Genomic DNA, 24773 nt, shown 5'->3' with positions numbered 1-24773 from the left:
TTTCAGCTTGGAGCCTAATCATCCACTATCGGCCTTGTTATTTCGCCAATATTGGGCAATTTCCCAGTATTAGTGAAGTTATACGTTCCGCTTAAGTTGATATTTTGCCACGCAACGGGCGAAACAGCACGAGTGATACCCGCTTTCTCTTCATCTCCTCTCGCTTCAAAGTGTCCCAGAAGATGACTCAGTATCGCGGAGTTGAAGTAGATGATCGCGTTGGCAAGCAATCTTGCGCATTCATTCCAGATAGCGATTTCAGACTCGTTTTTGCCACGGAACTGATCACCATTCACCGACGCAATGGCTCGTCTAAGGAAGTGCCATGCTTCTCCCCGGTTCAGGGCACGTTGCACATACTGCCGCAAACTGGCATCGTCGATGTAGTCAAGTAAATATTGCGCTTTAACCAGTCGATTATACTCCGTCAGAGCCTGTAATATTGGGTGTCCAGAAGGGTAACCAGACAACTTTCTTACCAGCATTGCTTGTGTCGTCCGCTTTGTCTGAAGTGACAGAACAATACGCCTGATATCTTGCCATCCCGTTGTAATAACATTCGTTCTGATAGGCTTCTTTAGCGCCAGTATGGTGCTGCCTTGTTCACTTTCAGTCACATCAAACAGATCATTGATGACACTACTGAACTGCGCGTATCGCGGTGCAAAACTGTAACCGCATAGATCCAGTAAGGCGAAGTTAACATGATTGACACCGTGTGTATCTGTCGAGAGTACGTCAGGTTTGATTTCACTGCTGTTGGATTGTAACAGGTCATAAATATAGTGTGATTCGTGCTCGTTGGAACCGATGATCCGAGCATTGAGGGCGCTGTGGTTGGCCACCAGTGTCATGGCCGTGATCCCTTTGTTGGTGCCGAAATACTTAGAGGAGTACCGGGTTTTAAAGGTTTCCAGATGGGTTTCGAATTTCTGACCATCCGCACTGGCATGCAGCTGGTCCTCCTGAATATGGTAGTGGCGGAAGATGGGTAGCGCTGCAACCGCATTATTGATCACGTCGCTGGCGTCATGCAGCGTTTCAGGCCGGATATAGTTGGCCTGCACCGTACTCAGGTGTTCATAGCTTCGATCGGAGATCTGCGCCATGCCATACACACCACGGTGAGTGGCGTTGGCAATCAGAATGGCCAGTAAATCATCCTGATGAGTGAACCCTTGTTTTTGTATCGGAAGTACATGAGTCAGACATTTCATGAACCCGGTTTCGCGCTCTACATACCGCAGTACATCCGCGATACCGACCGGTTGCATTCGCTTAAAAAAGGGATTGTTGACCAGAGATGTAGCGCTTTTGGTCGGCAGACGCCAGCGGGTACCGGTACGATTTTTCATGATCACATTTCGATTGTCTCCCTCATCAATATGGAGAGCAACGTCTTTGAGTGCACTTTCCAGCCGGTGTTGTTTCTCCTGTAACAATAACTCTGCGGGCTGTTTTAGTCTGTCCAGTGTTGATGAGGCCAGCAAGGTATCCTGCGATGTCTGGGGGATCAGGTCGTCTTCCAGTGCGCGGTATTTGGTAACATTTGGCAAATAAATGCGTCCATTCAGTCGTGAGGTTAACTGCCGGTAGAGCAGCCATTCGTAACGTTGCGGGTTAACGTTATCCTGTTTAACCAACCATGGGAGGTGCTTTTTCGGGATGAGCGACGTATCCATCGTCTTCAGTGGTCCACCGAATGCGATTTCCGTCTGCATCTGTTGAAGTTGGGCGACGACGGCTTCTGAGCCTTTACCGGCCTCACATTCAAGGCACAAGAACACCTGCCTTAACAGTTGCTCCAGGAGATTGCATTGTTCATCGTAATGTTGCCACTGGTACTCTTCCACGGTCCGTTTCTGTTTTTTCAGGTAAAGGCAGAGGGTCTGGATATCCCTGTCATTCATGACCTTCAATGCCTGTTGTCTGACTACTGAGAAGGGTTGATTATCATCAATGTTCTCATCCACAAACAGATGCAGTAGCTCTGCCGCTTTCGTGACATTGTCCGCAGCTGACTGCCAGGACAGGAACACTGCTTGTTGTGCAAAGGCGTTGGCGGCTTCCTGTTGTTTTCGGATATGGTAAACAAACCCATCCGTCAGGCGCTCCAGTGCAAGTTGCATGCGCTCTGTCAGATGACACAGTAACCACAGGTGCTGCTGTGAGCGTTTGAAGCGCCGCACTTTACTGCCGTAGTAATCAATAAGGCCGCTGAAGTGTTGTCGATTTTTTAGCGACAGATTGAGCCTGTCCACAACGTCATTTATTTGCGTGTGCCATGGTGCTAACCGGTGGTAAATGGCGAGCTCTTTTTTAAGCTCAGGCACGGTCAGACTTTTGGCACCACCCCTGAGATGGCTCAGACTCAGCCCGTCGTCTTTAGTAGTGATTATGTTGTCCAGAAAGACGTTAAGTTCATTACTGGTAAGTTGATTCAGTTGGAGCGTCAGGTCTTTTCTGACCTGTTGCATTGTGCGGCTTATCAGTCTTTGAAGCACGGAGTACTTAGGAATGGCAATGTTATGGCTGGCAAGGTATTCAATGGCCGCATCAAAGAGGTGTCGAGGCTCCAGCCAGGCATGACCAATGTAAACCAGGTGGTGGCACAGAGCATTGAGGTGCTGTTTTTCATTCCACTTATTGTAATTTAGTAGACGCAGTATCCTTGAGTAAATACGGTCACGCTGCATTTTACTGACACTGAAAGGCCTGATCCCTTTACCTCTTTGAATTTGGGAGGCAATAAACTGCATGTCGATACTGATATCACGGAAACTCGGAGCAATGATCACTGGCTTAGATTTAAAATAGCCCAGAAGCGCCACGAAATAACAACGATGTTTAGTAAGCCTGATAGTACGGCATTCGGCCTGTTCTACATCGTTTAGCGAAAAATACAAACGTTGTTCCTCAATAGAAAACTGAGGTGCTGAATACAAGTCTCGTTGTTCTGCCTGAGTCAGAATCGAGAGTTCATTACTAATTGCCATGATGAATAAACGCCAATATGATTGATGGTGTTTATATAAGATGGCAGAATATTGGAAGGTAACCCACCGCCACAGACCATATAATATAATACCTGTAGCGTTCTATGTTACTTTAGAGGGGAAAATCCCTAGAACCCCAAGTTGAGCCACCTCCGCGCTTCATCAGAAAACTGAAGGAACCTCCATTGAATCGAACTAATATTTTTTTTGGTGAATCGCATTCTGACTGGTTGCCTGTCAGAGGCGGAGAATCTGGTGATTTTGTTTTTCGACGTGGTGACGGGCATGCCTTCGCGAAAATCGCACCTGCTTCCCGCCGCGGTGAGCTCGCTGGAGAGCGTGACCGCCTCATTTGGCTCAAAGGTCGAGGTGTGGCTTGCCCCGAGGTGATCAACTGGCAGGAGGAACAGGAGGGTGCATGCTTGGTGATAACGGCAATTCCGGGAGTACCGGCGGCTGATCTGTCTGGAGCGGATTTGCTCAAAGCGTGGCCGTCAATGGGGCAGCAACTTGGCGCTGTTCACAGCCTATCGGTTGATCAATGTCCGTTTGAGCGCAGGCTGTCGCGAATGTTCGGACGCGCCGTTGATGTGGTGTCCCGCAATGCCGTCAATCCCGACTTCTTACCGGACGAGGACAAGAGTACGCCGCAGCTCGATCTTTTGGCTCGTGTCGAACGAGAGCTACCGGTGCGGCTCGACCAAGAGCGCACCGATATGGTTGTTTGCCATGGTGATCCCTGCATGCCGAACTTCATGGTGGACCCTAAAACTCTTCAATGCACGGGTCTGATCGACCTTGGGCGGCTCGGAACAGCAGATCGCTATGCCGATTTGGCACTCATGATTGCTAACGCCGAAGAGAACTGGGCAGCGCCAGATGAAGCAGAGCGCGCCTTCGCTGTCCTATTCAATGTATTGGGGATCGAAGCCCCCGACCGCGAACGCCTTGCCTTCTATCTGCGATTGGACCCTCTGACTTGGGGTTGATGTTCATGCCGCCTGTTTTTCCTGCTCATTGGCACGTTTCGCAACCTGTTCTCATTGCGGACACCTTTTCCAGCCTCGTTTGGAAAGTTTCATTGCCAGACGGGACTCCTGCAATCGTCAAGGGATTGAAACCTATAGAAGACATTGCTGATGAACTGCGCGGGGCCGACTATCTGGTATGGCGCAATGGGAGGGGAGCAGTCCGGTTGCTCGGTCGTGAGAACAATCTGATGTTGCTCGAATATGCCGGGGAGCGAATGCTCTCTCACATCGTTGCCGAGCACGGCGACTACCAGGCGACCGAAATTGCAGCGGAACTAATGGCGAAGCTGTATGCCGCATCTGAGGAACCCCTGCCTTCTGCCCTTCTCCCGATCCGGGATCGCTTTGCAGCTTTGTTTCAGCGGGCGCGCGATGATCAAAACGCAGGTTGTCAAACTGACTACGTCCACGCGGCGATTATAGCCGATCAAATGATGAGCAATGCCTCGGAACTGCGTGGGCTACATGGCGATCTGCATCATGAAAACATCATGTTCTCCAGTCGCGGCTGGCTGGTGATAGATCCCGTCGGTCTGGTCGGTGAAGTGGGCTTTGGCGCCGCCAATATGTTCTACGATCCGGCTGACAGAGACGACCTTTGTCTCGATCCTAGACGCATTGCACAGATGGCGGACGCATTCTCTCGTGCGCTGGACGTCGATCCGCGTCGCCTGCTCGACCAGGCGTACGCTTATGGGTGCCTTTCCGCAGCTTGGAACGCGGATGGAGAAGAGGAGCAACGCGATCTAGCTATCGCGGCCGCGATCAAGCAGGTGCGACAGACGTCATACTAGATATCAAGCGACTTCTCCTATCCCCTGGGAACACATCAATCTCACCGGAGAATATCGCTGGCCAAAGCCTTAGCGTAGGATTCCGCCCCTTCCCGCAAACGACCCCAAACAGGAAACGCAGCTGAAACGGGAAGCTCAACACCCACTGACGCATGGGTTGTTCAGGCAGTACTTCATCAACCAGCAAGGCGGCACTTTCGGCCATCCGCCGCGCCCCACAGCTCGGGCAGAAACCGCGACGCTTACAGCTGAAAGCGACCAGGTGCTGGGGTCTGACGCTCAGTGGAACGAAAACTCACGTTAAGGGATTTTGGTCATGAGATTATCAAAAAGGATCTTCACCTAGATCCTTTTAAATTAAAAATGAAGTTTTAAATCAATCTAAAGTATATATGAGTAAACTTGGTCTGACAGTTACCAATGCTTAATCAGTGAGGCACCTATCTCAGCGATCTGTCTATTTCGTTCATCCATAGTTGCCTGACTCCCCGTCGTGTAGATAACTACGATACGGGAGGGCTTACCATCTGGCCCCAGTGCTGCAATGATACCGCGAGACCCACGCTCACCGGCTCCAGATTTATCAGCAATAAACCAGCCAGCCGGAAGGGCCGAGCGCAGAAGTGGTCCTGCAACTTTATCCGCCTCCATCCAGTCTATTAATTGTTGCCGGGAAGCTAGAGTAAGTAGTTCGCCAGTTAATAGTTTGCGCAACGTTGTTGCCATTGCTGCAGGCATCGTGGTGTCACGCTCGTCGTTTGGTATGGCTTCATTCAGCTCCGGTTCCCAACGATCAAGGCGAGTTACATGATCCCCCATGTTGTGCAAAAAAGCGGTTAGCTCCTTCGGTCCTCCGATCGTTGTCAGAAGTAAGTTGGCAGCAGTGTTATCACTCATGGTTATGGCAGCACTGCATAATTCTCTTACTGTCATGCCATCCGTAAGATGCTTTTCTGTGACTGGTGAGTACTCAACCAAGTCATTCTGAGAATAGTGTATGCGGCGACCGAGTTGCTCTTGCCCGGCGTCAACACGGGATAATACCGCACCACATAGCAGAACTTTAAAAGTGCTCATCATTGGAAAACGTTCTTCGGGGCGAAAACTCTCAAGGATCTTACCGCTGTTGAGATCCAGTTCGATGTAACCCACTCGTGCACCCAACTGATCTTCAGCATCTTTTACTTTCACCAGCGTTTCTGGGTGAGCAAAAACAGGAAGGCAAAATGCCGCAAAAAAGGGAATAAGGGCGACACGAAAATGTTGAATACTCATACTCTTCCTTTTTCAATATTATTGAAGCATTTACCAGGGTTATTGTCTCATGAGCGGATACATATTTGAATGTATTTAGAAAAATAAACAAATAGGGGTTCCGCGCACATTTCCCCGAAAAGTGCCACCTGACGTCTAAGAAACCATTATTATCATGACATTAACCTATAAAAATAGGCGTATCACGAGGCCTGTGGGAGGAAAATAAAGTGTCATCCTAACTACAGGACCCTGCAACGTAGCAATTCCTGCAAAAATCCATTTAAAACAATGACTTATTTCAATTCTGCCATCTGCAAGCGTTTTGTGGGGATGGAGGCCGGAATCATTAAAGTATCATCCTAATTTTCGCTCAACCTTGGAAAATGCTGAGAATCGTAAAAATAAAGTTTCATCCTTTCCGCTACTAGTTCAAGGCTTTCTTCCGGCCGCCGGCAACAACGCTGCTTGGCTGAGGCGATCCACTTGCGCTACCGCTCACTGATCAGATCGAACTTGAACTCGACGAGCAGCCAACCATCAGGCCGAGCGTGATCGCCAAAAAAAACGGATCATGCGAAATCCTTCGTTGAGTTTGGCGCGGGTTTTAGCAAATCAGCTGGCCCGCGATCCGGTTGAGAGTGATCCGAAGCGGTCCTTGACGACCGGCACAAATCGGCCGATTCTGTTGAAAAAGTAGCTTTAGCGGCAGCCTGCCGATCAGGTGTGCCTGCTGTCGAAGTGGCTGCAAGCCACTTCAAGTTGCCTTCCGGCGTTTCACTGAGCGTCCTTGCTCAGGTTTAAGGGTTAATTTGAGGGTTTCTGCTCGTAGCAGGCATACCTATCCCGTCAGCGGTGGCCCTTGAGGCAAAAGCTTGGCCATGCGGCGCAGGTTCTGCACCATCGCAGCCAAGGTGAATTCGTCAGTGGCACCCGTTAGGCCACGCAGTCGTAAACGGTCGAGTTTCATGATCCGTTTGAGGTGGGCGAAAAGCATCTCCACCTTCTTTCGTTCGCAGCGAGAGACGAGGTACTCCGGTGTCTTGGCGATGCGTCGAGCCACGTCGCGGGCAGCCTCATGGATGCTGCGGACGATCTTCCGATTCGGCGTGTTGGGGCAGCATTTCGCTTTCAACGGGCAGGTGGCGCAGTCGGTTTGGCTGGAGCGGTAAATGACGGTTTTGGCCTTAGTTACCCGCGACCTTTGCTGGGTGAAGGCGCGCCATTCACTGCGTAGCGGTTTGCCGGCTGGGCAGCGATATTCATTGGCGTCCTGACTCCAGTGAAAGTCGTTACTGGAGAGGCTGTCGTCCTTGCGCTCGGTCTTGTCCCACACCGGCACATGCGGTTCGATGTCCTTTTCTTCGACCATCCAGGCCAGCATCGGGGCGGTGCCATAAGCGGTATCGCCGATAAGGCGTTCCGGTGTGAGATCGAACTGCGCCTCGACACGCTCGACCATCGTCCTAGTCGAATCGACTTCGGCGGTACGGTGCGCCGGGGTAGCTTCCACGTCCATGATCACACCGTGCTCAGTGTCGATCAGGTAATTCGTGGAGTAGGCAAAAAAGGCCGGGCCACCTGGCGCTGCTGTCCAACGGGACTGAGGATCAGTGAGCGAAATTTTCTTGGGAAGAGCCTCAGCCAGCGCCTCTTCATCAAGGGCTTCGAGGTACTCGCGCACTGCGCGGCTGCTGAGCTTTGGATCGTTCCAATCGACCTCATCTCCCGCCACCCCACGTTGCCGGCTGGCATCCGCCTTAATGATGCTGGCGTCGACGGCGAAACCTTCACCCTTGACTAGGCCGGCTGCCATGCAGCGCCGCAGCACCTCATTGAATAACCAGCGGAATAGATCGCTGTCACGAAAACGCCCATGGCGATTCTTCGAGAAGGTCGAGTGATTGGGGACTTCGTCTTCCAGACCCAACCGGCAGAACCAGCGATAGGCCAGGTTCAGGTGCACCTCTTCGCACAATCGCCGCTCGGAACGAATGCCATAGCAGTAGCCGACGACCAGCATGCGCACCATTAACTCCGGGTCAATCGAGGGACGCCCGATGGGGCTATAGAAATCTGCCAGGTAGGCACGTAGATCACTGAGATCCAAGCACTGGTCGATGCTGCGCAGGAGATGTTGGGCCGGGACGTGATCTTCCAGATTGAACGAGTAGAACAGGCGCTGCTGTCCTCCCGGTAACTGTCCCATCATGCTGTTCGCCCCCACGCTCGCTGACAAAGCAATTTTGCCAACGGCATGGGGAGGCCGCTACTTTTTCAACAGAATCGGCCGCACACAGCCATTCGGCTCAACAGAACCCTGCCTTTACCCCACCAAACTCCGGAAACTCGCCCGGTAGTCCGTCGGCTTGAGATGCACATGTTGGCTGAGGTCGCCGGGTAGCGTGAACAGGCGCGGACCGTCCCGAAACTGGAACACGCGATACAGATGGAATTGATCGCCCGCCTCCTTGGAGAATTCGAGTTCGTTGTGGCTGACCAAGAAAGACGAGCCTACCCCGCCATTGGTGGTTTTCACCTCGATGAAGCGCTCATGGGCGTCCTCTTCGAACGACAGGATGTCGAACCCCGCACCGTCTCCCTGGGTGTCGGACACCCAATCCAGCCGCTGAAAAAGCTCTGGGTGGCCGAGCTCGGTCAGGCGTTGCTGTTCGTAGCCAATCACCCACTGCTCCCCTGCCCGGCCCAGCTTGCGGTTGGCTTCATCGCGAGCGGCATAATCGAACTTTCGCGGTAGGCGTTGCCGTAGAGATGCCGGGGTACGCACAAGCACTTCACGGGCGGGTGGTTCTACCAAAGCCGCTCGGTAGGTTTTGTCACCCGGAAGTTTTACCTCCTCCAGGGCATCGACAAGAGCGCCGACCGTCTGCTGATGTTCCAGAACGTAGGCGTGTACGGATTTACGCAGCAGCAGTTGGCTGTTGCCGCGTGGCTTGTAGCCGTTGATATAGGGCAGGCCCAGGGCATCGAGTACGGCGCTAATGTTCTGGTGCTTGAGCTCGACTGAAGACTTGCTGCGACCGTTCAGCAGTTGGCGCAGTGCCTGGTTGTGCTCGGACTTGTGGTACGGCTCCCCAGCCGCCTCGGCACGCAGCATGTCGAAATAGTCTTCGACCGTGGCCAGGACCTCTTCTTCGGACCAGTCTTCGCCGATGCGAATGATGCGAAACCCGAGCCGCGTCAGCGCCGGAACGACGGTCGTCTCGCCACCGGAGAAGCTGTCAGCAGTGAGCGGGCCCTGCTCGGGAAATTGCTTGCCGAAGGCCACACCGGCGATGGCCTTGGAATCGCAATCGGTGCCGGTCTTCGGATCACGTACCAGGAAGTCGCGGGACTTGCCGTAGCCGTGGCGCGCCAGGAATTTCGTGCGGCCCAGTTGCACGAACTCATCGATGGCAGCCTGCACGGCGGCGGGGCTTCGAAGCTGGGAGAGTTGAGACACAGGGTCCTTCCTTACTGTCATGGTGTGCCGGGAACCGCCGAGCCACGAGATTATGAGTAGCCCCTGAACAGAAACGTCACGATAAAAGCCGTGAACGCCACCAGGCCCATTAAATCCCTTGCGTATTTGCAGCCCGTGCTGTCCAAACCTGTACCAGGTCCGCTCAACACGCTCCAACCATTGAGGTACGAAAACACCGCCTGACCGAACAAAAAATGCGTGATAGCCGCCGCAGCCATGACGCCGGAATCGTCAGACAGGCTGTAGCTGTTGACCATTGCCCTGTACGCCTGCATCTGAAATGGCTATTGCCCTGATGGGAGCCGGCTTTTCAGCCACCGACACCAGCGATGCCGTCAATATTCTTTACCCGATAACCATGACCGTACAAGCTAACAAGGCCTGGCAAGCCAGCGGACTTAAAAAGTCTTTTTTTCTACCATCCCACAAAAAAGTTCGTGGTGGAGAAAAGATAAGCTATGCAAGGCTTTAGGAGACGTGGTTTTTCAGGATGACGAAGAACGATTCGGCGCTAGGTGCAACATAGGTGCATCGCACGAGCGCTAGGAACGGCGAAAAAAGGCGGACGTGGCGAAATCGGTAGACGCAGCAGACTTTAAAATTGGAGTGCCCGCGGGGAAATCCGCGGAGTAGAACCGCTCAAAGTCGGGGAACGCTAACGGGCAATACCCTAAGCCAATCCCGAGCCAAGCCCCTTCGGGGGAAGGTGTAGAGACTGGACGGGCGGCGCCTAAAGCCTTCGGGCAATGGCGAAGGGACAGTCCAGACCACGAACGTCATCAGACGGCGGCGAAAGTCGAGGTGGTACGAAAATCTGCTTCTCTGTGAGAGTACGGGTTCGAGTCCCGTCGTCCGCACCACAAAGCCAAACATCCCTGCGATGATCGACCTCTGGGCGTTTGGTCGTGAGCCCGCCACCCTCGCGCTACGCTTTGCGCAGGCGTCGAAGGCGATCAGGTGCGCCCATCGATTCCGTCGAGCACCATCGCTGCGAGTTCATCGCTGGTGTGTGCACCACTATCGAGAACACGGGTTGTGCATGGAAGCCGTTCCCTTGCGGCCAAGCATCGGGCGACATTCGCTAATCGCCACTCTCGAATCTCCGCATTTCGATTCGGGTCAGGATGCATGGTCTGGTTCGCGATCCGGTGACGCAATAGGTCCTCGTTGAGCGTCAGAAAGATGTGCAGCAGCTGATCGTCGATCCGCCTTACCCCGTCGAGTATCTCAGTCAGATAGTCCGGGTGCACGAGCGTCATTGGGATGATGATGTCCTGCGAGTAATTCCTTCGAATCTCCCTGACCGCCGCGATCGTAAGTCCCCTCCACAAGGGGAGATCCTGATAGTCTCCGCTCGCTGGCATGGGGACCGTTTCTTTCACCACGAACCCGATTTCCTCGGGGTCAAAGATCAGCGATTTGGAACGCCGATCGCGCAGCCGCTTAGCGAGCGTCGTCTTTCCGGCGCCGAAAGGTCCGTTGATCCAGATTATCATTGTCGACGGCCTCTAACCTGAAGGCTCGCAAGAGCGCTCGACGGCCTCGTGCGGAGGCACGATCGGAGTGGTTCCGAAATGCTTCTCAAGATAGGTGACGCCGAACGTCACGATGTCCTGCGCGTCGAACAGGTAGCACTGAGCAAAGCCCACGACACCTTCTCGATGGCGACCGAGCTTCACGTAAGCATTTGCTATAGTTTCAACCGCATCCGGCTTTCCTTCGATAGCAAAGCAATCGAGAATGCCGTTTGAATCGTAATCCGATGCCGTTTTCCAGGCGACTTCACCGTCTCTTCCAAGCATCGGCATCTCATACGTCACCCACCGTTTGTTGGGGATATCGGCAACCGCCTCGGCGTAGTGCAATGCGGTAACGGAGTTTAGCGGCGCACCCAACAGCAGGGCCTTCCCGCCAAGGCGAACGAACCGCTCGACGGGCGATCCTTCCCCCAAGGCGTGACCGAGTTCGTGAGGCTCCGTCAGCGTTTCAGCCAGCGGACCAACCGCGACCATCGATGCATCGGGGTGCGCGCTGCGCCGCGCGCCGGGGGCTTGAACCAGAAATTGATTCAGCAGGCCGAACCCACGGTAAGTCCCGGCTGTTGCGGGATCGAACGGCAGCCAGGTACGGCGGGCTTCGTCATCCAGCCGAGCGCCATTCAGAGTCTCCTCGTAGGGTGATCGGTCCCACGACGCGTATCCTATCACAGTGCCAGTCGGCCCAACCGCGGAGCGTAACGCGGCAACGACCGTCTCCGCTCCTCCTTCGACCGGACCAATCGCTTTAAGTGAGGCATGCACCATCAAGAGGTCACCGGTTTGGACTCCGAGTTTTTGAAGCGCCTCCGTTATTGCCTTCCGCGTATGCATCGCGATATCTCCTCTAAACTGCAAAACACTATACGGGGTCTGACGCTCAGTGGAACGAAAACTCACGTTAAGGGATTTTGGTCATGAGATTATCAAAAAGGATCTTCACCTAGATCCTTTTAAATTAAAAATGAAGTTTTAAATCAATCTAAAGTATATATGAGTAAACGGCACTGTTGCAAATAGTCGGTGGTGATAAACTTATCATCCCCTTTTGCTGATGGAGCTGCACATGAACCCATTCAAAGGCCGGCATTTTCAGCGTGACATCATTCTGTGGGCCGTACGCTGGTACTGCAAATACGGCATCAGTTACCGTGAGCTGCAGGAGATGCTGGCTGAACGCGGAGTGAATGTCGATCACTCCACGATTTACCGCTGGGTTCAGCGTTATGCGCCTGAAATGGAAAAACGGCTGCGCTGGTACTGGCGTAACCCTTCCGATCTTTGCCCGTGGCACATGGATGAAACCTACGTGAAGGTCAATGGCCGCTGGGCGTATCTGTACCGGGCCGTCGACAGCCGGGGCCGCACTGTCGATTTTTATCTCTCCTCCCGTCGTAACAGCAAAGCTGCATACCGGTTTCTGGGTAAAATCCTCAACAACGTGAAGAAGTGGCAGATCCCGCGATTCATCAACACGGATAAAGCGCCCGCCTATGGTCGCGCGCTTGCTCTGCTCAAACGCGAAGGCCGGTGCCCGTCTGACGTTGAACACCGACAGATTAAGTACCGGAACAACGTGATTGAATGCGATCATGGCAAACTGAAACGGATAATCGGCGCCACGCTGGGATTTAAATCCATGAAGACGGCTTACGCCACCATCAAAGGTATTGAGGTGATGCGTGCACTACGCAAAGGCCAGGCCTCAGCATTTTATTATGGTGATCCCCTGGGCGAAATGCGCCTGGTAAGCAGAGTTTTTGAAATGTAAGGCCTTTGAATAAGACAAAAGGCTGCCTCATCGCTAAGGAAGGTGCGAATAAGCAGGTCATTTCTTCCCAAGCTGACTCGCTGATTAAAATTTCGCGGATCTGGGCCGATTTTTTTCCCGCAAACACATCGAATCAGCCTATTTAGGCTATTTTTTCCGCCATTTCTGGCGTTATTTCCGGTTTTTACTGAGATCTCTCCCACTGACGTATCATTTGGTCCACCCGAAACAGGTTGGCCAGGGTGAATAACATCGCCAGTTGGTTATCGTTTTTCAGCAGCCCCTTGTATCTGGCTTTCACGAAGCCGAACTGCCGCTTGATGATGCGAAACGGGTGCTCCACCTTGGCACGGATGCTGGCTTTCATGTATTCGATGTTGATGGCCGTTTTGTTCTTGCGCGGATGCTGCTTCAAGGTTTTTACCTTGCCGGGACGCTCGGCGATCAGCCAGTCCACATCCACCTCGGCCAGCTCCTCGCGCTGTGGCGCGCCTTGGTAGCCGGCATCGGCTGAGACAAATTGCTCCTCTCCATGAAGCAGATTACCCAGCTGATTGAGGTCATGCTCGTTGGCCGCTGTGGTGACCAGACTGTGGGTCAGGCCACTCTTGGCATCGACACCAATGTGGGCCTTCATGCCAAAGTGCCACTGATTGCCTTTCTTGGTCTGGTGCATCTCCGGATCGCGTTGCTGCTCTTTGTTCTTGGTCGAGCTGGGTGCCTCAATGATGGTGGCATCCACCAAAGTGCCTTGGGTCATCATGACGCCTGCTTCGGCCAGCCAGCGATTGATGGTCTTGAACAATTGACGGGCCAGTTGATGCTGCTCGAGCAGGTGGCGGAAATTCATGATGGTGGTGCGATCCGGCAGGGCGCTATCCAGGGATAATCGGGCAAACAGGCGCATGGAGGCGATTTCGTACAGGGCATCTTCCATGGCACCGTCGCTCAGGTTGTACCAATGCTGCATGCAGTGAATACGCAGCATGGTCTCCAGCGGATAGGGCCGTCGGCCATTGCCCGCCTTGGGATAAAACGGCTCGATGACAGCGGTCATATTCTGCCATGGCAGAATCTGCTCCATGCGGGAGAGGAAAATCTCTTTTCGGGTCTGACGGCGCTTAGTGCTGAATTCACTATCGGCGAAGGTGAGTTGATGGCTCATGATGTCCCTCTGGGATGCGCTCCGGATGAACATGATGATCTCATATCAGGAACTTGTTCGCACCTTCCCTAACTTTGCAACAGTGCCGATAAAAATATATCATCATGAACAATAAAACTGTCTGCTTACATAAACAGTAATACAAGGGGTGTTATGAGCCATATTCAACGGGAAACGTCTTGCTCGAGGCCGCGATTAAATTCCAACCTGGATGCTGATTTATATGGGTATAGATGGGCTCGCGATAATGTCGGGCAATCAGGTGCGACAATCTATCGATTGTATGGGAAGCCCAATGCGCCAGAGTTGTTTCTGAAACATGGCAAAGGTAGCGTTGCCAATGATGTTACAGATGAGATGGTCAGACTAAACTGGCTGACGGCATTTATGCCTCTTCCGACCATCAAGCATTTTATCCGTACTCCTGATGATGCATGGTTACTCACCACTGCGATCCCCGGGAAAACAGCATTCCAGGTATTAGAAGAATATCCTGATTCAGGTGAAAATATTGTTGATGCGCTGGCAGTGTTCCTGCGCCGGTTGCATTCGATTCCTGTTTGTAATTGTCCTTTTAACAGCGATCGCGTATTTCGTCTCGCTCAGGCGCAATCACGAATGAATAACGGTTTGGTTGATGCTAGTGATTTTGATGACGAGCGTAATGGCTGGCCTGTTGAACAAGTCTGGAAAGAAATGCATAAGCTTTTGCCATTCTCACCGGATTCAGTCGTCACTCATGGTGATTTCTCACTTGATAACCTTATTTTTGACGAGGGGAAATTAATAGGTTGTATTGATGTTGGACGAGTCGGAATCGCAGACCGATACCAGGATCTTGCCATCCTATGGAACTGCCTCGGTGAGTTTTCTCCTTCATTACAGAAACGGCTTTTTCAAAAATATGGTATTGATAATCCTGATATGAATAAATTGCAGTTTCATTTGATGCTCGATGAGTTTTTCTGATAGTTAGTCTTTGTAGAGACACAAACCTGAAATTCCGGACACCGCGCTTCAGGACATCTCCCTGGACGCCGATATCTGGCAGTATCCGGACGGTACTATCGAACGCCGGGCCAACGGTACTACCCTGCCCGGCACTGTTGCAAAGTTAGCGATGAGGCAGCCTTTTGTCTTATTCAAAGGCCTTACATTTCAAAAACTCTGCTTACCAGGCGCATTTCGCCCAGGGGATCACCATAATAAAATGCTGAGGCCTGGCCTTTGCGTAGTGCACGCATCACCTCAATACCTTTGATGGTGGCGTAAGCCGTCTTCATGGATTTAAATCCCAGCGTGGCGCCGATTATCCGTTTCAGTTTGCCATGATCGCATTCAATCACGTTGTTCCGGTACTTAATCTGTCGGTGTTCAACGTCAGACGGGCACCGGCCTTCGCGTTTGAGCAGAGCAAGCGCGCGACCATAGGCGGGCGCTTTATCCGTGTTGATGAATCGCGGGATCTGCCACTTCTTCACGTTGTTGAGGATTTTACCCAGAAACCGGTATGCAGCTTTGCTGTTACGACGGGAGGAGAGATAAAAATCGACAGTGCGGCCCCGGCTGTCGACGGCCCGGTACAGATACGCCCAGCGGCCATTGACCTTCACGTAGGTTTCATCCATGTGCCACGGGCAAAGATCGGAAGGGTTACGCCAGTACCAGCGCAGCCGTTTTTCCATTTCAGGCGCATAACGCTGAACCCAGCGGTAAATCGTGGAGTGATCGACATTCACTCCGCGTTCAGCCAGCATCTCCTGCAGCTCACGGTAACTGATGCCGTATTTGCAGTACCAGCGTACGGCCCACAGAATGATGTCACGCTGAAAATGCCGGCCTTTGAATGGGTTCATGTGCAGCTCCATCAGCAAAAGGGGATGATAAGTTTATCACCACCGACTATTTGCAACAGTGCCATAAAAATCGACAGTGCGGCCCCGGCTGTCGACGGCCCGGTACAGATACGCCCAGCGGCCATTGACCTTCACGTAGGTTTCATCCATGTGCCACGGGCAAAGATCGGAAGGGTTACGCCAGTACCAGCGCAGCCGTTTTTCCATTTCAGGCGCATAACGCTGAACCCAGCGGTAAATCGTGGAGTGATCGACATTCACTCCGCGTTCAGCCAGCATCTCCTGCAGCTCACGGTAACTGATGCCGTATTTGCAGTACCAGCGTACGGCCCACAGAATGATGTCACGCTGAAAATGCCGGCCTTTGAATGGGTTCATGTGCAGCTCCATCAGCAAAAGGGGATGATAAGTTTATCACCACCGACTATTTGCAACAGTGCCGTCCAGCGGATATCAGCGCTGAAAGATGATGGCTGAGCGTGGAGGCAGGAATCTCAAGGTGCTTCTGCAGTTCGCCAACCGGCAGGCCTTCATGACCCGCCCTGACCAGCTCCCGGTATATGCTGAGACGTGTCGGGTGGCCCAGTTCTCGAAGTGCGTTTGCAGCAGTGTTTAAATCCATAATACCTCCTTTATCTATATTTCCAGAATAATAGAAATATAGCCTGCGTCAATCGTTTCTGCCGTGAGGGTACCGCTTTCCCAATCATGCTCTGTCCGCCAGGTTATGGGGGGCAGAGCCAGAGCACTACCGAAATCCTTGCGAATACCCGTGCAGGGAATAATTTCCGCCCCCTTTATGGCCGGAAAAAAAACTGATAAACGTCGCCTTTTCAGAAGGTTGCTTTCTTAACGTGGTTTTTCGCATGGTTGGACCTCAGACCCCATATAGGCAGCGCTAAGGGCAATCCGTGGGTACAGGATATTAACCACCGCGTTACTTTGTGGTTGCCCTGGCGGATAGGCTTTGTACGAGGAGGGAACCATTCTATTGCCAGCGGCGTTCTGGCCGGTGAGGGTGAGGTAATACCCGATACGGTTTATGATATGCGGTATTTGCTCGATATTGTCAGCACTGACGGGTATTACTGGTACATGAGCGGGAAGATCTGCGAGAGAGTCAGTGACTACCGTACAGCCGCCTTTTTTGAAATAGGCCGCCTGCTTACACTGTGATTCCTTCAAAATATCTCAACGAAATTTCCCGACACCTGTTTAAGCTATCTTGCTGATATTTCTGTTTTTCGATTTTTGCCGGCGCGATGCCGGCGACGTTGGCCAGCTGCCCCGTGCGCGATACTGAGATCAGTTTCTTTGAACAAAAAAAACCGCCTTTCGGCGGTCAGTATTCAGTAGCTGGAACGGTAGTCTCTCCCCCGATTCCAGCGGTCTTGCCAGTGTTCGAGGAATGATTCAGCGAGCTTAGGCATGTTCCAGATCACCACCGCATTCTCCGAGTTTTTCGTTTCGGCCGCTTTGGTGAAATTAAAGCTGCCAGTTTCAACGGTCACATTATCCACGATGATCACCTTGTCATGCTGGATAGGGAAATCACTGTCAGTACGCAAAGGGATGCCGCTGTTCGCTATGTAGTTCATGGCCGCAATGCTGGCGCGCCCCGTATTGCCCCTTTCATCAATTACGATTTTCACATCAACTCCCCGTTTTTTGGCTGCTACCAGTGCCTTCATAATATCCGGGGCGGTAAAAGAATAAGCCATCATCCGTATCGAGGTTTTTGCGGAGTCAATGGCGCTCAGGACGAGAACGCGGGCGCTTCCTTCAGGCGAGTAGCCAACCTGAACGGATGGTTCCACCGCAAAGGCGGGCAGGGCGGCTGTCGTAAATGCTGCGGCCAGAAGCCAGGTTGCTAAGTTTTTCATTACAGGCTCCCGTTCACACACTGCATTTTATATTCAGGGTCAAAATAAATTTCTTTGATTTTCCGCTTTTCCATATGCACCACAACGTCAATGGTGGAGTAGAGCATTCGCATAATATCGCTCATATCGAGCATACGGCCGATAGGGGTCGCTTTGATAAGCAGCCCAATACGGTTAAAGGCATCGCGCGCAGAGTTAGCGTGCGTTGACATAACACCGCCTGGATGGCCGGTATTAAGTGCTTTAAGATAATCCCACGCAGCATCATCCCTAAGCTCAGTCATGATGATACGGCCCGGTGTCAGACGCATACAGGCTCGCAGGGCATCAGTGGCGCTGACGCGGCCGATCTTTCCTGCATCGCCGTACATCATATAAACGGCTTCTACAACGTGATCGACCGTGACTTCGTGAACGTCCTCTAAAATAATTACACGCTCGTCTTTATGTAGCGATTTTAACAGCGCGCGCGTGAGTACCGTTTTCCCCGACCCGGTTTCACCGCAGATCACGATAGTGCGTTTCTTCTCAACGGCGGTTTGCAGGAATGCGGGCCATTTTTCGCTGCTGTGCAGCTCTTTAAGGAAAAAATCATCATCCGTTAGGCTTTGCTTGCTGCCGGTAATCTTCCGGCAGTCACTGAAAATCCCCTCGCTGGTCAGCTGCTCCAGATTTTTATCGGCCGCCAAATCCTTACGAAACGCTACGGCCGTTGTACCGTCAATCACCGCAGGGGGCAGACAGATAACGCCCCTGATCCCGCCAGGCAGGATCACGTCATTAATGGCCTGCATGGTCAGCTTGTTGCTGCTCACCAACGATTTAGCAAGGTTCCTAATAAAATCTGCCGTAATTGCCGCGTTCTGCACAACCCTGCGGCCGCTGAACGTATCACAGATAACTTCCTGAAAGCAGTTAATGCGAATTTCAAAAACAGTAGGATCTTCTAAATACTCGCGCAGTGGGCCAAGTTGATAGAAAGCTGCATCAGTCATGATTACTCCTGAAGAAAAGCGGGCGCTAAGCGCCCACTTTTTTAGTTGTCTGCGAGCGTATAAACGCCGCTGAAATCGAGGTCGCGGGCAACAAAAATGCTCACCGCATCACCCTGCTGATCGTAGAGGGTAGGGGGGATAGACATGTAAGAGCGAAGTGCTTCAGACGCCAGCTGCTCACCGCTGTTTTCTGTGCTGTTGTACTGAATGTTATTACTCTGCGTCTGGTTAACCAGCGCCGTTAAGGTGTCAGAGAACAACGAAATCATGATCGCACCACGCAGACGCTCCCACATATGGGTATCCACCTGGCCCGGAATCCCCGCGCTGCCGAGTGAGTTCGTTCCGGCACTGTCAATATTAACGATTGTCCCGTCCTGGTCATTGCGGATACGCTCCCAGAGAACAAACACGCGCGCCTGGCCGTCTTTGATACCACCGGTAATCTGCCCGTCAACCCATGAGCCTTTATCAATCAGCCTAACGAGTCCATCAGCTGAGTAAACGTCCTGTGAAACCCGGCAGGAAACCTGACCCGGAACAGTGGTATCCAGCTCGGTGCCGGTACCACAGGGGATCATTTTGCCTTTCGGAACAGTCAGGCTGGGATTAGCCATGACTCCAGCGCGGCTAGCCTTCAGCCTTGCAGGAGTCAGGTTTTTAGCGAGTGCTGAACTACCTTCGCTTGTTTCGTTGTCCTGGGGCTGCACTCCGGGACTATTGCTTGTAGCCGCCTGATTAGTCTGGGCCAGCTCGCCGCCCAGACGACGCTGCATAGCCAGTTCTTCAGGCGAAGGTTCTTTACGCTTATTAGAGGTACGCGCGGCGGTATTGCTGCTGCCCGCATCTGCATCTGCCTGTGCGGCAGCCTGCACAGCACGGGCATCAGTGGCGCTATTCTGCGCAGTTGCAGGTTTATTAACATCAGGATCGCTGTTAAAGCTGTAGTTTGGCAGTGTATTGGCCTGTTGCGCTTTACCACCGTCTTTATCAGCTTCAGCTTTAGCCGGGGTGCGAATTTTACCCATGACCGTAATCCCGATGAATACCAAAGCAAGCAGCGCCATCAGTATGACAAAGGCTTTCATACCAGGAGCCGAACGGCGGTTACTGCCTTTAAATCCGCCACGCTCGCTTTCGAATTCACCGTCTCCGGTGTTTTCATCGAGTTCCTGATCTACATCGACACTTTTACGGGCCATCAGTTATCCTCCCCAATTTGAACCCTGCGCACATCCGGGGAAGCCGTGCCGGTTGCTACCGCACCGGCGCCCGGCGCGAAATTATTATTACGAACGCCAACGACTTTATCGCCCAGACGAATACGCCACTCTTTAGCGACGGTTTCCACCTCGATGATGTTGCGGTTCTCACCCACAACATGAGAGTTAGGCAGCGTTTCTTTGCCACTGGCCGAAATCATGTAGACCTGCGGTAACTCCGCATTGGCCGGAAACTCAAACCGGGTAAAGCGGTAGTTATCCCAGACGTGAACCGGCTGGATGCTGCGCATTTCAGGCTGTTCGCTCATTACGTACTGATAGTTCTTCGCCCCCGCAAAAGCCGTCTGCTTCAGCTTCTGCGTAATGCGTTTTTTATCAGCCGCGCTTTTGGCTTTTTCCTGCTGCTCAAACGGATATTCATAGGTCAGCTGAAGAACGGCCTGGCGCACAGCCCACGGCGTTTCAATAAAGGATTTTGATACCGTACCGTCTGCATTTTTCTTCGTTTCTTCACCGATGAAATGGAGGACGATGTTATAGGTGCGCTTATCGGTGACGATCACCAGGTTGGTATCACTCATGGCCTGTTTCGGCTTCACAAAAAAATGGTTCATTTTGTGCGCAAACGTCCAGCTTTCAGAATCGCCAAAAGCATGAGTGATATAGGTTTCGTCAGGCGCGACAACAATGTGGGTAGCCACACCGGCGATAGCGTCAATTTTGACCACATTAACAGGGTTATAAACAACGCTTTTAATGCGATAGTCATAAGGAGAATTGCGGCCAACCTCAAGCGCCATAACGTTAGTGGCCGCGCCTCCCAGGACTGACAAAACGACTGCTGAAAGAAGTAGTTTTTTCATGGGGCAGCCCTCAGTTAACTTCAGGGTTGACGCGATAACTCGTCACGCGGAAACCCAGCGGGTTGACATAACGCTGCTCAGCATTCATCGCCAGCGATTTATATTCATACCCCATAATGGCAATCCAGCGCTGCGGCTGATCATCAACGGGATTGCTGCGCACGCGGCGAACCGTAGTAAAGCGTATCGTTGCTACGCCGTGCGGTTTATCGAGGATCACAGAGTTAATCTTCACGCGGGTCGTTTCACTGTCGCCCAGAACCTTATCAAGACCGTTGCGGCCCTTGAACTTGCTCTGGTAAGACTCTGCCACGTTCGGCGTGGACATTAAGCCAACGGCCGTTATGCTCTCTAGTTGAACGACGGATCTCTTCCGAAACTCCACGCAAAAAACCAATTACATTGGCCCGGAATGTACGTCTCTTCTCCTCTATCTCAAGCAAGTAACTCAAGTAGAAGTAAAACGGTATCGAGACGAACAATGACAAAGGGAACCAGCCTTTTTCGCTGGCAGAAACAAAGAGTCTCGGCTCAAACATTTTCATGGCGAGGGTCGCCATTAGCACAGAGACAACTACTGGAGTCACCGCCATCAAAAATCGGGAATGAAGGTACGCCATCCAGACCCCAGCGACTAAAGCTGTTAGCGAGAGGAACATAGCAACAACCAACGGGCTCGCATCAATGGCGATTAGCCCTATCTGGACGATAATGACGAAGCAAAGAAGCAATATTCTGTATAAAAATGACCGCATTCCAACCCACCTCAATCCAAGATAATCTTGCGCTTATCTTTCTGAATTTCGATAGGCTGCTCCGGTTCACTCAGAACACCCTCTGACGCTTTCAGATCTTGAATACTTGGAAAGCCCTTCCCTGCTCCTGCTTTTCTTGGTCTCTGCTCTGTTACCTCAATCGCTATTTCATCCCCCTCCCGGAACTGCGGGTAACAACCAGCGCGGTTGGCATAGCGATTCAACGACATTTTGAGCAGCCGGTATTTCTTTGGGCAGGTTATTTGTACTGACGCATCAGAGCTGCAAGCTGCGTCAAGCCGCCGGAAAAATTCCTCCGGTATCCCCTTTACAAGGAGATCGCTCAACTCATCCATAGGCCTTGAGCCGGTTGGCATCGGATATGGCAACCTCCGGTATTCTCTGTAGATGTACCGCTTGATGACGATATGAAAGACGAATGCGGCAAAGCCCCACAAAGGGCCATTAAGGAGCCCCGCAACGATAAGTAGCACCGACGGGAAGGGAACCCCTACGAAACTCGGCAGGACTTTAATCTTTACCATCGGCGTTGACCGACGCACACTCTCACTCATTTGCTGACCCTTTACGTGCAACCTTGTACTGCACTTTCAGATCGTAACCATACACTTCCTGATGAAGGACTTTCACGGGGACACCTTCAACGGTCCCCAGGTACACGCTCAGCTCAACTTCCGGAACATCGTCCCTGAGACCCAGTACATTGCGCCACCCAGTCGATGTCTTCTGGCAGTGAGCGCCCACCCTGTCATGCCGGTAGTAAATGTCTTTGTTATCTCCTTGGCAGATGAAGAATCCACTAACCTGCCCCGTCCTTAACACCCACTTGCGGTTGTGGAAGGTAGCTTCTTTCTCCACCTCAGTGGACTTGTCTATAGCCACCGGGCTTACCACCAGCTCTTGTGCGGCCAAATCAGACACAAGGCCTATTACCAACGCGGATAACAGAGCGGCCATAGCCGCCCGTGTCATCATACTGCCGCCTCGTGAGTGGCATCGGCAAAGAATTTGCCTTGTTTGTAGATCTCGTCCTTCTCGAACGAGATAGCATCCGCACGACTGCTGAATGGGCCATAGCTTTTACCGTCGATCAGCACCTTCCACTGGCAACGCCAAACACGAGTCCATGCCGCAATCTTTGACTCGTCTGAACAAAGTCCGCGAATAACATAGAACGCAATCATTAGAATGCCGCTCGTCGGCACGATGCGCGAAACCCTTGTTTTACTGTATTCCTGCACTTCAAGGCCTTTGAAGGAAACCTCATCGGCAAACCCGCAGACCTCACCATTTTTGATTACGATGCGCTTTTTGCTCATAACCGACCCCACTAATCCAAAATAATTTTGCGCTTGCCTGGCTGTACTTCGATTGGCTCTTCCTTTTGCACCTTTGGTGCCGGAGCTGATGAGCTGACAACCACCGGTTCTCTTTCTGTGTTTTGTTGCTGGCGCTCACGGAGTTCATCCACTGAGGGAGGCTCATTGCTTGGTCGTTCAGCCCTTTCTGCACGTCGGGCTTCTCTTAACAACTCATCAATTTCGGAGTCGCTCCGGTTATTCATAAAAGCTCTATAGGCAAAGAAAATCAGCACCGGTACTATTGCCACCAAGAAGAAAGGAAATGAGCTTCCGCTATCTTCCACTGGCTTGGTACTGGCCGCGCCTGTATCGAATACGGTACGAATAACCGTTGGCGCGGTCATGATCATAATTGCAGGCATTATCCCCATCACAATTCCTGATGGGCTCTGCCTCATAATTCCACTAGCAACCCCAAACACCAGCATCAATCCCGCTATGACTTTGACGAAAGAGCTATCCATTAGACCGATCATGGAGTCACTTACCTCCTCGAACGGACTTTGAAACGCACTGGTATTGCGGTCAGTGTCTTGTGCAGCATTAATCTGCTTGGGAGGTTCACTCTTTGGTGCAGTCACTATGGATGACGCTGATTGTTGGCTGGCAGCCTTCTGCGTTTCACCATCCTGCTTGACCACCCCCAGATCCTGAGTTTTGACGTGCGTTTGTGCTGGTGGTGCTAACTGGTATTTGACTGCCAGGTTGTTGCCGTGGACTTCAATGGTTTGCAGGGAGATGGGTTTACCTTCCAACTTGGTCAGAGCTTCTTGGAGCGGCAGCTCCTGAGCATCAGTCATACCGCCCATAAAGCCATTAAACCCGTCATCATGAATACGGCATCGCAGCCTTCCCGAATAGCTACGGTATTCACCTGGGCAAACAAAATAGCCGCCCTGAGGGCCATCCAGTTTGCGCCATTTATTGCTTTTGAAGGCCTCCACTTTGGTCACAACTGGCTGACCGTCATGGTAATCAATGACCGTTTTGCTCTCCGGGCCAGTGTCCTCTATCTTCTTGCTGCCTGAGTCATCTGAGAGCATTTGCCCCACCATAACGCCAGTCACAAAGTCACTGGCAAAGGCCGCAGGAGCTGCGACCATGAGACCAACCAGCAAAAGAAGGGGGACGCGCCCTGTCCTTCTCATCACCATTCGTTCTGTTCCGTTTCGTGCTGGGTTTGACCAGCATTGAAGTGGTACTCGGGTTTCAGCTCTTTTTCTTCGACTTCGAGCTCTTCCGGGCGAATACGCTGTTCCAGCGCTTCACAGGTCTTACCCTGAAACCCCGTGAAATCGGCAGCAATCTTGCCGCCCTTGATCTTGATGTTTACCTTTTTCACTTTGTCACCTCGTCGTTAAGTTCAACTAATCTGATTGCCTTGGCGCTATTACCAAACAGCTTCCTCAGCTTCCAGTTCCAAAGTGCCATCGTGATGCTGCTTCACCGTCACGCTGAAACCTTCCTCTTTCAACTGCTGCTCGTAGTGGAAGGCAATGTAGCGATCCTGCACCTTGCTGCTTGCCTGCTGCGTCCAGCGGCCATAAGAGCCGTAGTTTTCCTGGTACTGCTCCCAAACACCGTTTTTTTCCTTGTAGCCAATCCGGTGCTCCTTGTTGTTCTGGTCGATCAGAACAATCGGGTATTTCTCGAAGGTGTAGCCAGCGCCCACGCGGTACAGCTTTTCGTTTTCAACAACAACGCCAACTCCCTCCAGAGCCTTCAACAGCAGCTCTTTGTCTTTGTAGGCGACCTGCACCTTGCCTTTTACGATATGGCTCATCTC

Annotated in this window: 28 protein-coding genes and 3 pseudogenes; 6 read left to right on the top strand and 25 right to left on the bottom strand. The window is 52.2% G+C overall.

What is annotated here, in order from left to right; genetic code table 11:
* Positions 1–14 precede the first annotated feature (14 nt).
* Positions 15–2996: a Tn3 family transposase gene (locus GTH25_RS18355; protein WP_140114247.1), complete on the bottom strand. Its 2982-nt coding sequence runs from the start codon at positions 2994–2996 to the stop codon at positions 15–17.
* 185 nt (positions 2997–3181) lie between these two features.
* Between GTH25_RS18355 and aph(3'')-Ib the strand changes: the two genes are divergently transcribed.
* A complete protein-coding gene (aph(3'')-Ib, locus tag GTH25_RS18350) occupies positions 3182–3985 on the top strand; it encodes an aminoglycoside O-phosphotransferase APH(3'')-Ib (RefSeq protein ID WP_001082319.1) in 804 nt (267 codons plus the stop codon).
* On the top strand, positions 3985–4821 hold the full coding sequence (locus GTH25_RS18345; protein ID WP_000480968.1) for an aminoglycoside O-phosphotransferase APH(6)-Id: 837 nt from the start codon (positions 3985–3987) through the stop codon (positions 4819–4821). The genes aph(3'')-Ib and GTH25_RS18345 overlap by 1 nt, the downstream gene beginning before the upstream one ends.
* Positions 4822–4927: 106 nt before the next feature.
* On the opposite strand, the pseudogene GTH25_RS18340 reads toward GTH25_RS18345, so the two are convergent.
* The 5 genes and pseudogenes from GTH25_RS18340 to GTH25_RS18310 form a co-directional block, all read right to left on the bottom strand.
* A pseudogene (locus tag GTH25_RS18340) lies at positions 4928–5095 on the bottom strand (transposase zinc-binding domain-containing protein); the annotation flags it as partial.
* Between the two features lie 140 nt (positions 5096–5235).
* Positions 5236–6096, bottom strand: coding sequence for a broad-spectrum class A beta-lactamase TEM-1 (locus tag GTH25_RS18335; RefSeq protein ID WP_000027057.1), 861 nt, complete (start codon positions 6094–6096; stop codon positions 5236–5238).
* An 820-nt stretch (positions 6097–6916) separates the two neighbouring features.
* A complete protein-coding gene (locus tag GTH25_RS18325) occupies positions 6917–8287 on the bottom strand; it encodes an IS1182-like element ISCfr1 family transposase (protein ID WP_000971921.1) in 1371 nt (456 codons plus the stop codon).
* A gap of 114 nt (positions 8288–8401) precedes the next feature.
* Positions 8402–9538 (bottom strand): protein NO VEIN domain-containing protein, encoded by a 1137-nt coding sequence (locus GTH25_RS18315; protein ID WP_000080861.1) that lies wholly within the window; start codon positions 9536–9538, stop codon positions 8402–8404.
* 50 nt (positions 9539–9588) lie between these two features.
* Complete coding sequence (locus GTH25_RS18310) at positions 9589–9816, bottom strand: hypothetical protein (RefSeq protein WP_164526952.1); 228 nt, start codon at positions 9814–9816, stop codon at positions 9589–9591.
* A gap of 23 nt (positions 9817–9839) precedes the next feature.
* On the opposite strand from GTH25_RS18310, the gene GTH25_RS18305 reads away from it, so the two are divergent.
* Complete coding sequence (locus GTH25_RS18305) at positions 9840–10031, top strand: hypothetical protein (RefSeq protein WP_000951934.1); 192 nt, start codon at positions 9840–9842, stop codon at positions 10029–10031.
* 481 nt (positions 10032–10512) lie between these two features.
* Here GTH25_RS18305 and GTH25_RS18300 read toward each other — a convergent pair whose 3' ends face one another.
* Positions 10513–11055, bottom strand: coding sequence for an AAA family ATPase (locus tag GTH25_RS18300; RefSeq protein WP_000587837.1), 543 nt, complete (start codon positions 11053–11055; stop codon positions 10513–10515).
* Positions 11056–11067: 12 nt separating this feature from the next.
* Positions 11068–11928, bottom strand: a complete 861-nt coding sequence (aac(3)-IId, locus tag GTH25_RS18295) for an aminoglycoside N-acetyltransferase AAC(3)-IId (protein WP_164526951.1) — start codon at positions 11926–11928, stop codon at positions 11068–11070.
* A gap of 232 nt (positions 11929–12160) precedes the next feature.
* Between aac(3)-IId and GTH25_RS18290 the strand changes: the two genes are divergently transcribed.
* The gene (locus GTH25_RS18290; RefSeq protein ID WP_001067855.1) at positions 12161–12865 is read left to right on the top strand and encodes an IS6-like element IS26 family transposase; all 705 of its coding nucleotides are present in this window, start codon (positions 12161–12163) and stop codon (positions 12863–12865) included.
* Here GTH25_RS18290 and GTH25_RS19305 read toward each other — a convergent pair.
* Both GTH25_RS19305 and GTH25_RS18285 read right to left on the bottom strand, forming a co-directional pair.
* Positions 12811–13068 (bottom strand): hypothetical protein, encoded by a 258-nt coding sequence (locus GTH25_RS19305; protein ID WP_305955150.1) that lies wholly within the window; start codon positions 13066–13068, stop codon positions 12811–12813. The two genes, GTH25_RS18290 and GTH25_RS19305, sit on opposite strands and share 55 nt — an antisense overlap.
* Positions 13050–14030, bottom strand: coding sequence for an IS5-like element ISKpn26 family transposase (locus GTH25_RS18285; RefSeq protein WP_000019441.1), 981 nt, complete (start codon positions 14028–14030; stop codon positions 13050–13052). Before GTH25_RS18285 ends, GTH25_RS19305 begins: the two co-directional genes overlap by 19 nt.
* 153 nt (positions 14031–14183) lie before the next feature.
* Here GTH25_RS18285 and aph(3')-Ia point away from each other — a divergent pair, with 153 nt between their 5' ends.
* The gene (aph(3')-Ia, locus tag GTH25_RS18280; protein WP_000018326.1) at positions 14184–14999 is read left to right on the top strand and encodes an aminoglycoside O-phosphotransferase APH(3')-Ia; all 816 of its coding nucleotides are present in this window, start codon (positions 14184–14186) and stop codon (positions 14997–14999) included.
* 182 nt (positions 15000–15181) lie between these two features.
* On the opposite strand, the gene GTH25_RS18275 is transcribed toward aph(3')-Ia, so the two are convergent.
* The 3 genes and pseudogenes from GTH25_RS18275 to GTH25_RS18265 all read right to left on the bottom strand — a co-directional run.
* On the bottom strand, positions 15182–15886 hold the full coding sequence (locus GTH25_RS18275) for an IS6-like element IS26 family transposase (RefSeq protein ID WP_001067855.1): 705 nt from the start codon (positions 15884–15886) through the stop codon (positions 15182–15184).
* Positions 15887–15949: 63 nt separating this feature from the next.
* Positions 15950–16264: pseudogene (locus GTH25_RS18270) on the bottom strand (IS6-like element IS26 family transposase); the annotation flags it as partial.
* A 64-nt stretch (positions 16265–16328) separates the two neighbouring features.
* Positions 16329–16508 (bottom strand): annotated as a pseudogene (locus tag GTH25_RS18265) (ArsR/SmtB family transcription factor); the annotation flags it as partial.
* Between the two features lie 248 nt (positions 16509–16756).
* Here GTH25_RS18265 and GTH25_RS19300 point away from each other — a divergent pair.
* Complete coding sequence (locus GTH25_RS19300) at positions 16757–17062, top strand: DUF6710 family protein (protein ID WP_011742557.1); 306 nt, start codon at positions 16757–16759, stop codon at positions 17060–17062.
* A 173-nt stretch (positions 17063–17235) separates the two neighbouring features.
* Here GTH25_RS19300 and GTH25_RS18255 read toward each other — a convergent pair whose 3' ends face one another.
* Genes GTH25_RS18255 through GTH25_RS19120 form a run of 12 tightly spaced genes read right to left on the bottom strand, consistent with a single transcriptional unit; the run spans position 17236 to position 24770 of the window.
* The gene (locus GTH25_RS18255) at positions 17236–17769 is read right to left on the bottom strand and encodes a phospholipase D family nuclease (protein ID WP_000792636.1); all 534 of its coding nucleotides are present in this window, start codon (positions 17767–17769) and stop codon (positions 17236–17238) included.
* On the bottom strand, positions 17769–18764 hold the full coding sequence (locus tag GTH25_RS18250; protein ID WP_000128596.1) for an ATPase, T2SS/T4P/T4SS family: 996 nt from the start codon (positions 18762–18764) through the stop codon (positions 17769–17771). Before GTH25_RS18250 ends, GTH25_RS18255 begins: the two co-directional genes overlap by 1 nt.
* A 41-nt stretch (positions 18765–18805) precedes the next feature.
* Positions 18806–19966 (bottom strand): type IV secretion system protein VirB10, encoded by a 1161-nt coding sequence (gene virB10 / locus GTH25_RS18245; RefSeq protein ID WP_000101710.1) that lies wholly within the window; start codon positions 19964–19966, stop codon positions 18806–18808.
* Positions 19966–20850: a TrbG/VirB9 family P-type conjugative transfer protein gene (locus tag GTH25_RS18240; RefSeq protein ID WP_000735066.1), complete on the bottom strand. Its 885-nt coding sequence runs from the start codon at positions 20848–20850 to the stop codon at positions 19966–19968. Before GTH25_RS18240 ends, virB10 begins: the two co-directional genes overlap by 1 nt.
* Before the next feature lie 10 nt (positions 20851–20860).
* Positions 20861–21178 carry a VirB8 family type IV secretion system protein gene (locus tag GTH25_RS18235; protein WP_011742556.1) on the bottom strand — a complete coding sequence of 106 codons (318 nt, stop codon included), beginning with the start codon at positions 21176–21178 and terminating at the stop codon, positions 20861–20863.
* Positions 21117–21605 (bottom strand): hypothetical protein, encoded by a 489-nt coding sequence (locus tag GTH25_RS19135; RefSeq protein ID WP_001256127.1) that lies wholly within the window; start codon positions 21603–21605, stop codon positions 21117–21119. The genes GTH25_RS18235 and GTH25_RS19135 overlap by 62 nt, the downstream gene beginning before the upstream one ends.
* Before the next feature lie 11 nt (positions 21606–21616).
* Positions 21617–22180, bottom strand: a complete 564-nt coding sequence (locus GTH25_RS18225) for a hypothetical protein (protein ID WP_000004673.1) — start codon at positions 22178–22180, stop codon at positions 21617–21619.
* Positions 22173–22601: a hypothetical protein gene (locus GTH25_RS18220; RefSeq protein ID WP_014342202.1), complete on the bottom strand. Its 429-nt coding sequence runs from the start codon at positions 22599–22601 to the stop codon at positions 22173–22175. The genes GTH25_RS18225 and GTH25_RS18220 overlap by 8 nt, the downstream gene beginning before the upstream one ends.
* Positions 22598–22945, bottom strand: a complete 348-nt coding sequence (locus GTH25_RS18215; RefSeq protein ID WP_000039129.1) for a hypothetical protein — start codon at positions 22943–22945, stop codon at positions 22598–22600. Before GTH25_RS18215 ends, GTH25_RS18220 begins: the two co-directional genes overlap by 4 nt.
* A gap of 11 nt (positions 22946–22956) precedes the next feature.
* On the bottom strand, positions 22957–24090 hold the full coding sequence (locus GTH25_RS19130) for a hypothetical protein (protein WP_000225028.1): 1134 nt from the start codon (positions 24088–24090) through the stop codon (positions 22957–22959).
* A 44-nt stretch (positions 24091–24134) separates the two neighbouring features.
* Positions 24135–24329, bottom strand: coding sequence for a DUF2997 domain-containing protein (locus GTH25_RS19125; RefSeq protein ID WP_000757530.1), 195 nt, complete (start codon positions 24327–24329; stop codon positions 24135–24137).
* Positions 24330–24377: 48 nt separating this feature from the next.
* On the bottom strand, positions 24378–24770 hold the full coding sequence (locus GTH25_RS19120) for a hypothetical protein (protein WP_000018404.1): 393 nt from the start codon (positions 24768–24770) through the stop codon (positions 24378–24380).
* Between the last annotated feature and the right edge of the window lie 3 nt (positions 24771–24773).

Origin of the sequence: Proteus terrae subsp. cibarius (assembly GCF_011045835.1) — a bacterium.
GTDB classification, from domain to species: Bacteria; Pseudomonadota; Gammaproteobacteria; order Enterobacterales; family Enterobacteriaceae; genus Proteus; species Proteus cibarius.
The sequence above is the reverse complement of the archived record's forward strand: the minus strand, read 5'-3'. Positions and strand labels throughout refer to the sequence as shown.

What these genes read in the sequence shown, in the direction of transcription:
- GTH25_RS18355 (WP_140114247.1), bottom strand. Translation starts at nt 2,996, where the DNA reads ATGGCAATTAGTAATGAACTCTCGATTCTGACTCAGGCAGAACAACGA.
- GTH25_RS18345 (WP_000480968.1), top strand. Translation starts at nt 3,985, where the DNA reads ATGTTCATGCCGCCTGTTTTTCCTGCTCATTGGCACGTTTCGCAACCT.
- GTH25_RS18335 (WP_000027057.1), bottom strand. Translation starts at nt 6,096, where the DNA reads ATGAGTATTCAACATTTTCGTGTCGCCCTTATTCCCTTTTTTGCGGCA.
- GTH25_RS18325 (WP_000971921.1), bottom strand. Translation starts at nt 8,287, where the DNA reads ATGATGGGACAGTTACCGGGAGGACAGCAGCGCCTGTTCTACTCGTTC.
- GTH25_RS18310 (WP_164526952.1), bottom strand. Translation starts at nt 9,816, where the DNA reads ATGGTCAACAGCTACAGCCTGTCTGACGATTCCGGCGTCATGGCTGCG.
- GTH25_RS18305 (WP_000951934.1), top strand. Translation starts at nt 9,840, where the DNA reads ATGGCTATTGCCCTGATGGGAGCCGGCTTTTCAGCCACCGACACCAGC.
- GTH25_RS18300 (WP_000587837.1), bottom strand. Translation starts at nt 11,055, where the DNA reads ATGATAATCTGGATCAACGGACCTTTCGGCGCCGGAAAGACGACGCTC.
- GTH25_RS18290 (WP_001067855.1), top strand. Translation starts at nt 12,161, where the DNA reads ATGAACCCATTCAAAGGCCGGCATTTTCAGCGTGACATCATTCTGTGG.
- GTH25_RS18285 (WP_000019441.1), bottom strand. Translation starts at nt 14,030, where the DNA reads ATGAGCCATCAACTCACCTTCGCCGATAGTGAATTCAGCACTAAGCGC.
- GTH25_RS18275 (WP_001067855.1), bottom strand. Translation starts at nt 15,886, where the DNA reads ATGAACCCATTCAAAGGCCGGCATTTTCAGCGTGACATCATTCTGTGG.
- GTH25_RS18255 (WP_000792636.1), bottom strand. Translation starts at nt 17,769, where the DNA reads ATGAAAAACTTAGCAACCTGGCTTCTGGCCGCAGCATTTACGACAGCC.
- GTH25_RS18250 (WP_000128596.1), bottom strand. Translation starts at nt 18,764, where the DNA reads ATGACTGATGCAGCTTTCTATCAACTTGGCCCACTGCGCGAGTATTTA.
- virB10 (WP_000101710.1), bottom strand. Translation starts at nt 19,966, where the DNA reads ATGGCCCGTAAAAGTGTCGATGTAGATCAGGAACTCGATGAAAACACC.
- GTH25_RS18240 (WP_000735066.1), bottom strand. Translation starts at nt 20,850, where the DNA reads ATGAAAAAACTACTTCTTTCAGCAGTCGTTTTGTCAGTCCTGGGAGGC.
- GTH25_RS18235 (WP_011742556.1), bottom strand. Translation starts at nt 21,178, where the DNA reads ATGTCCACGCCGAACGTGGCAGAGTCTTACCAGAGCAAGTTCAAGGGC.
- GTH25_RS19135 (WP_001256127.1), bottom strand. Translation starts at nt 21,605, where the DNA reads ATGCGGTCATTTTTATACAGAATATTGCTTCTTTGCTTCGTCATTATC.
- GTH25_RS18225 (WP_000004673.1), bottom strand. Translation starts at nt 22,180, where the DNA reads ATGAGTGAGAGTGTGCGTCGGTCAACGCCGATGGTAAAGATTAAAGTC.
- GTH25_RS18220 (WP_014342202.1), bottom strand. Translation starts at nt 22,601, where the DNA reads ATGATGACACGGGCGGCTATGGCCGCTCTGTTATCCGCGTTGGTAATA.
- GTH25_RS18215 (WP_000039129.1), bottom strand. Translation starts at nt 22,945, where the DNA reads ATGAGCAAAAAGCGCATCGTAATCAAAAATGGTGAGGTCTGCGGGTTT.
- GTH25_RS19130 (WP_000225028.1), bottom strand. Translation starts at nt 24,090, where the DNA reads ATGGTCGCAGCTCCTGCGGCCTTTGCCAGTGACTTTGTGACTGGCGTT.
- GTH25_RS19120 (WP_000018404.1), bottom strand. Translation starts at nt 24,770, where the DNA reads ATGAGCCATATCGTAAAAGGCAAGGTGCAGGTCGCCTACAAAGACAAA.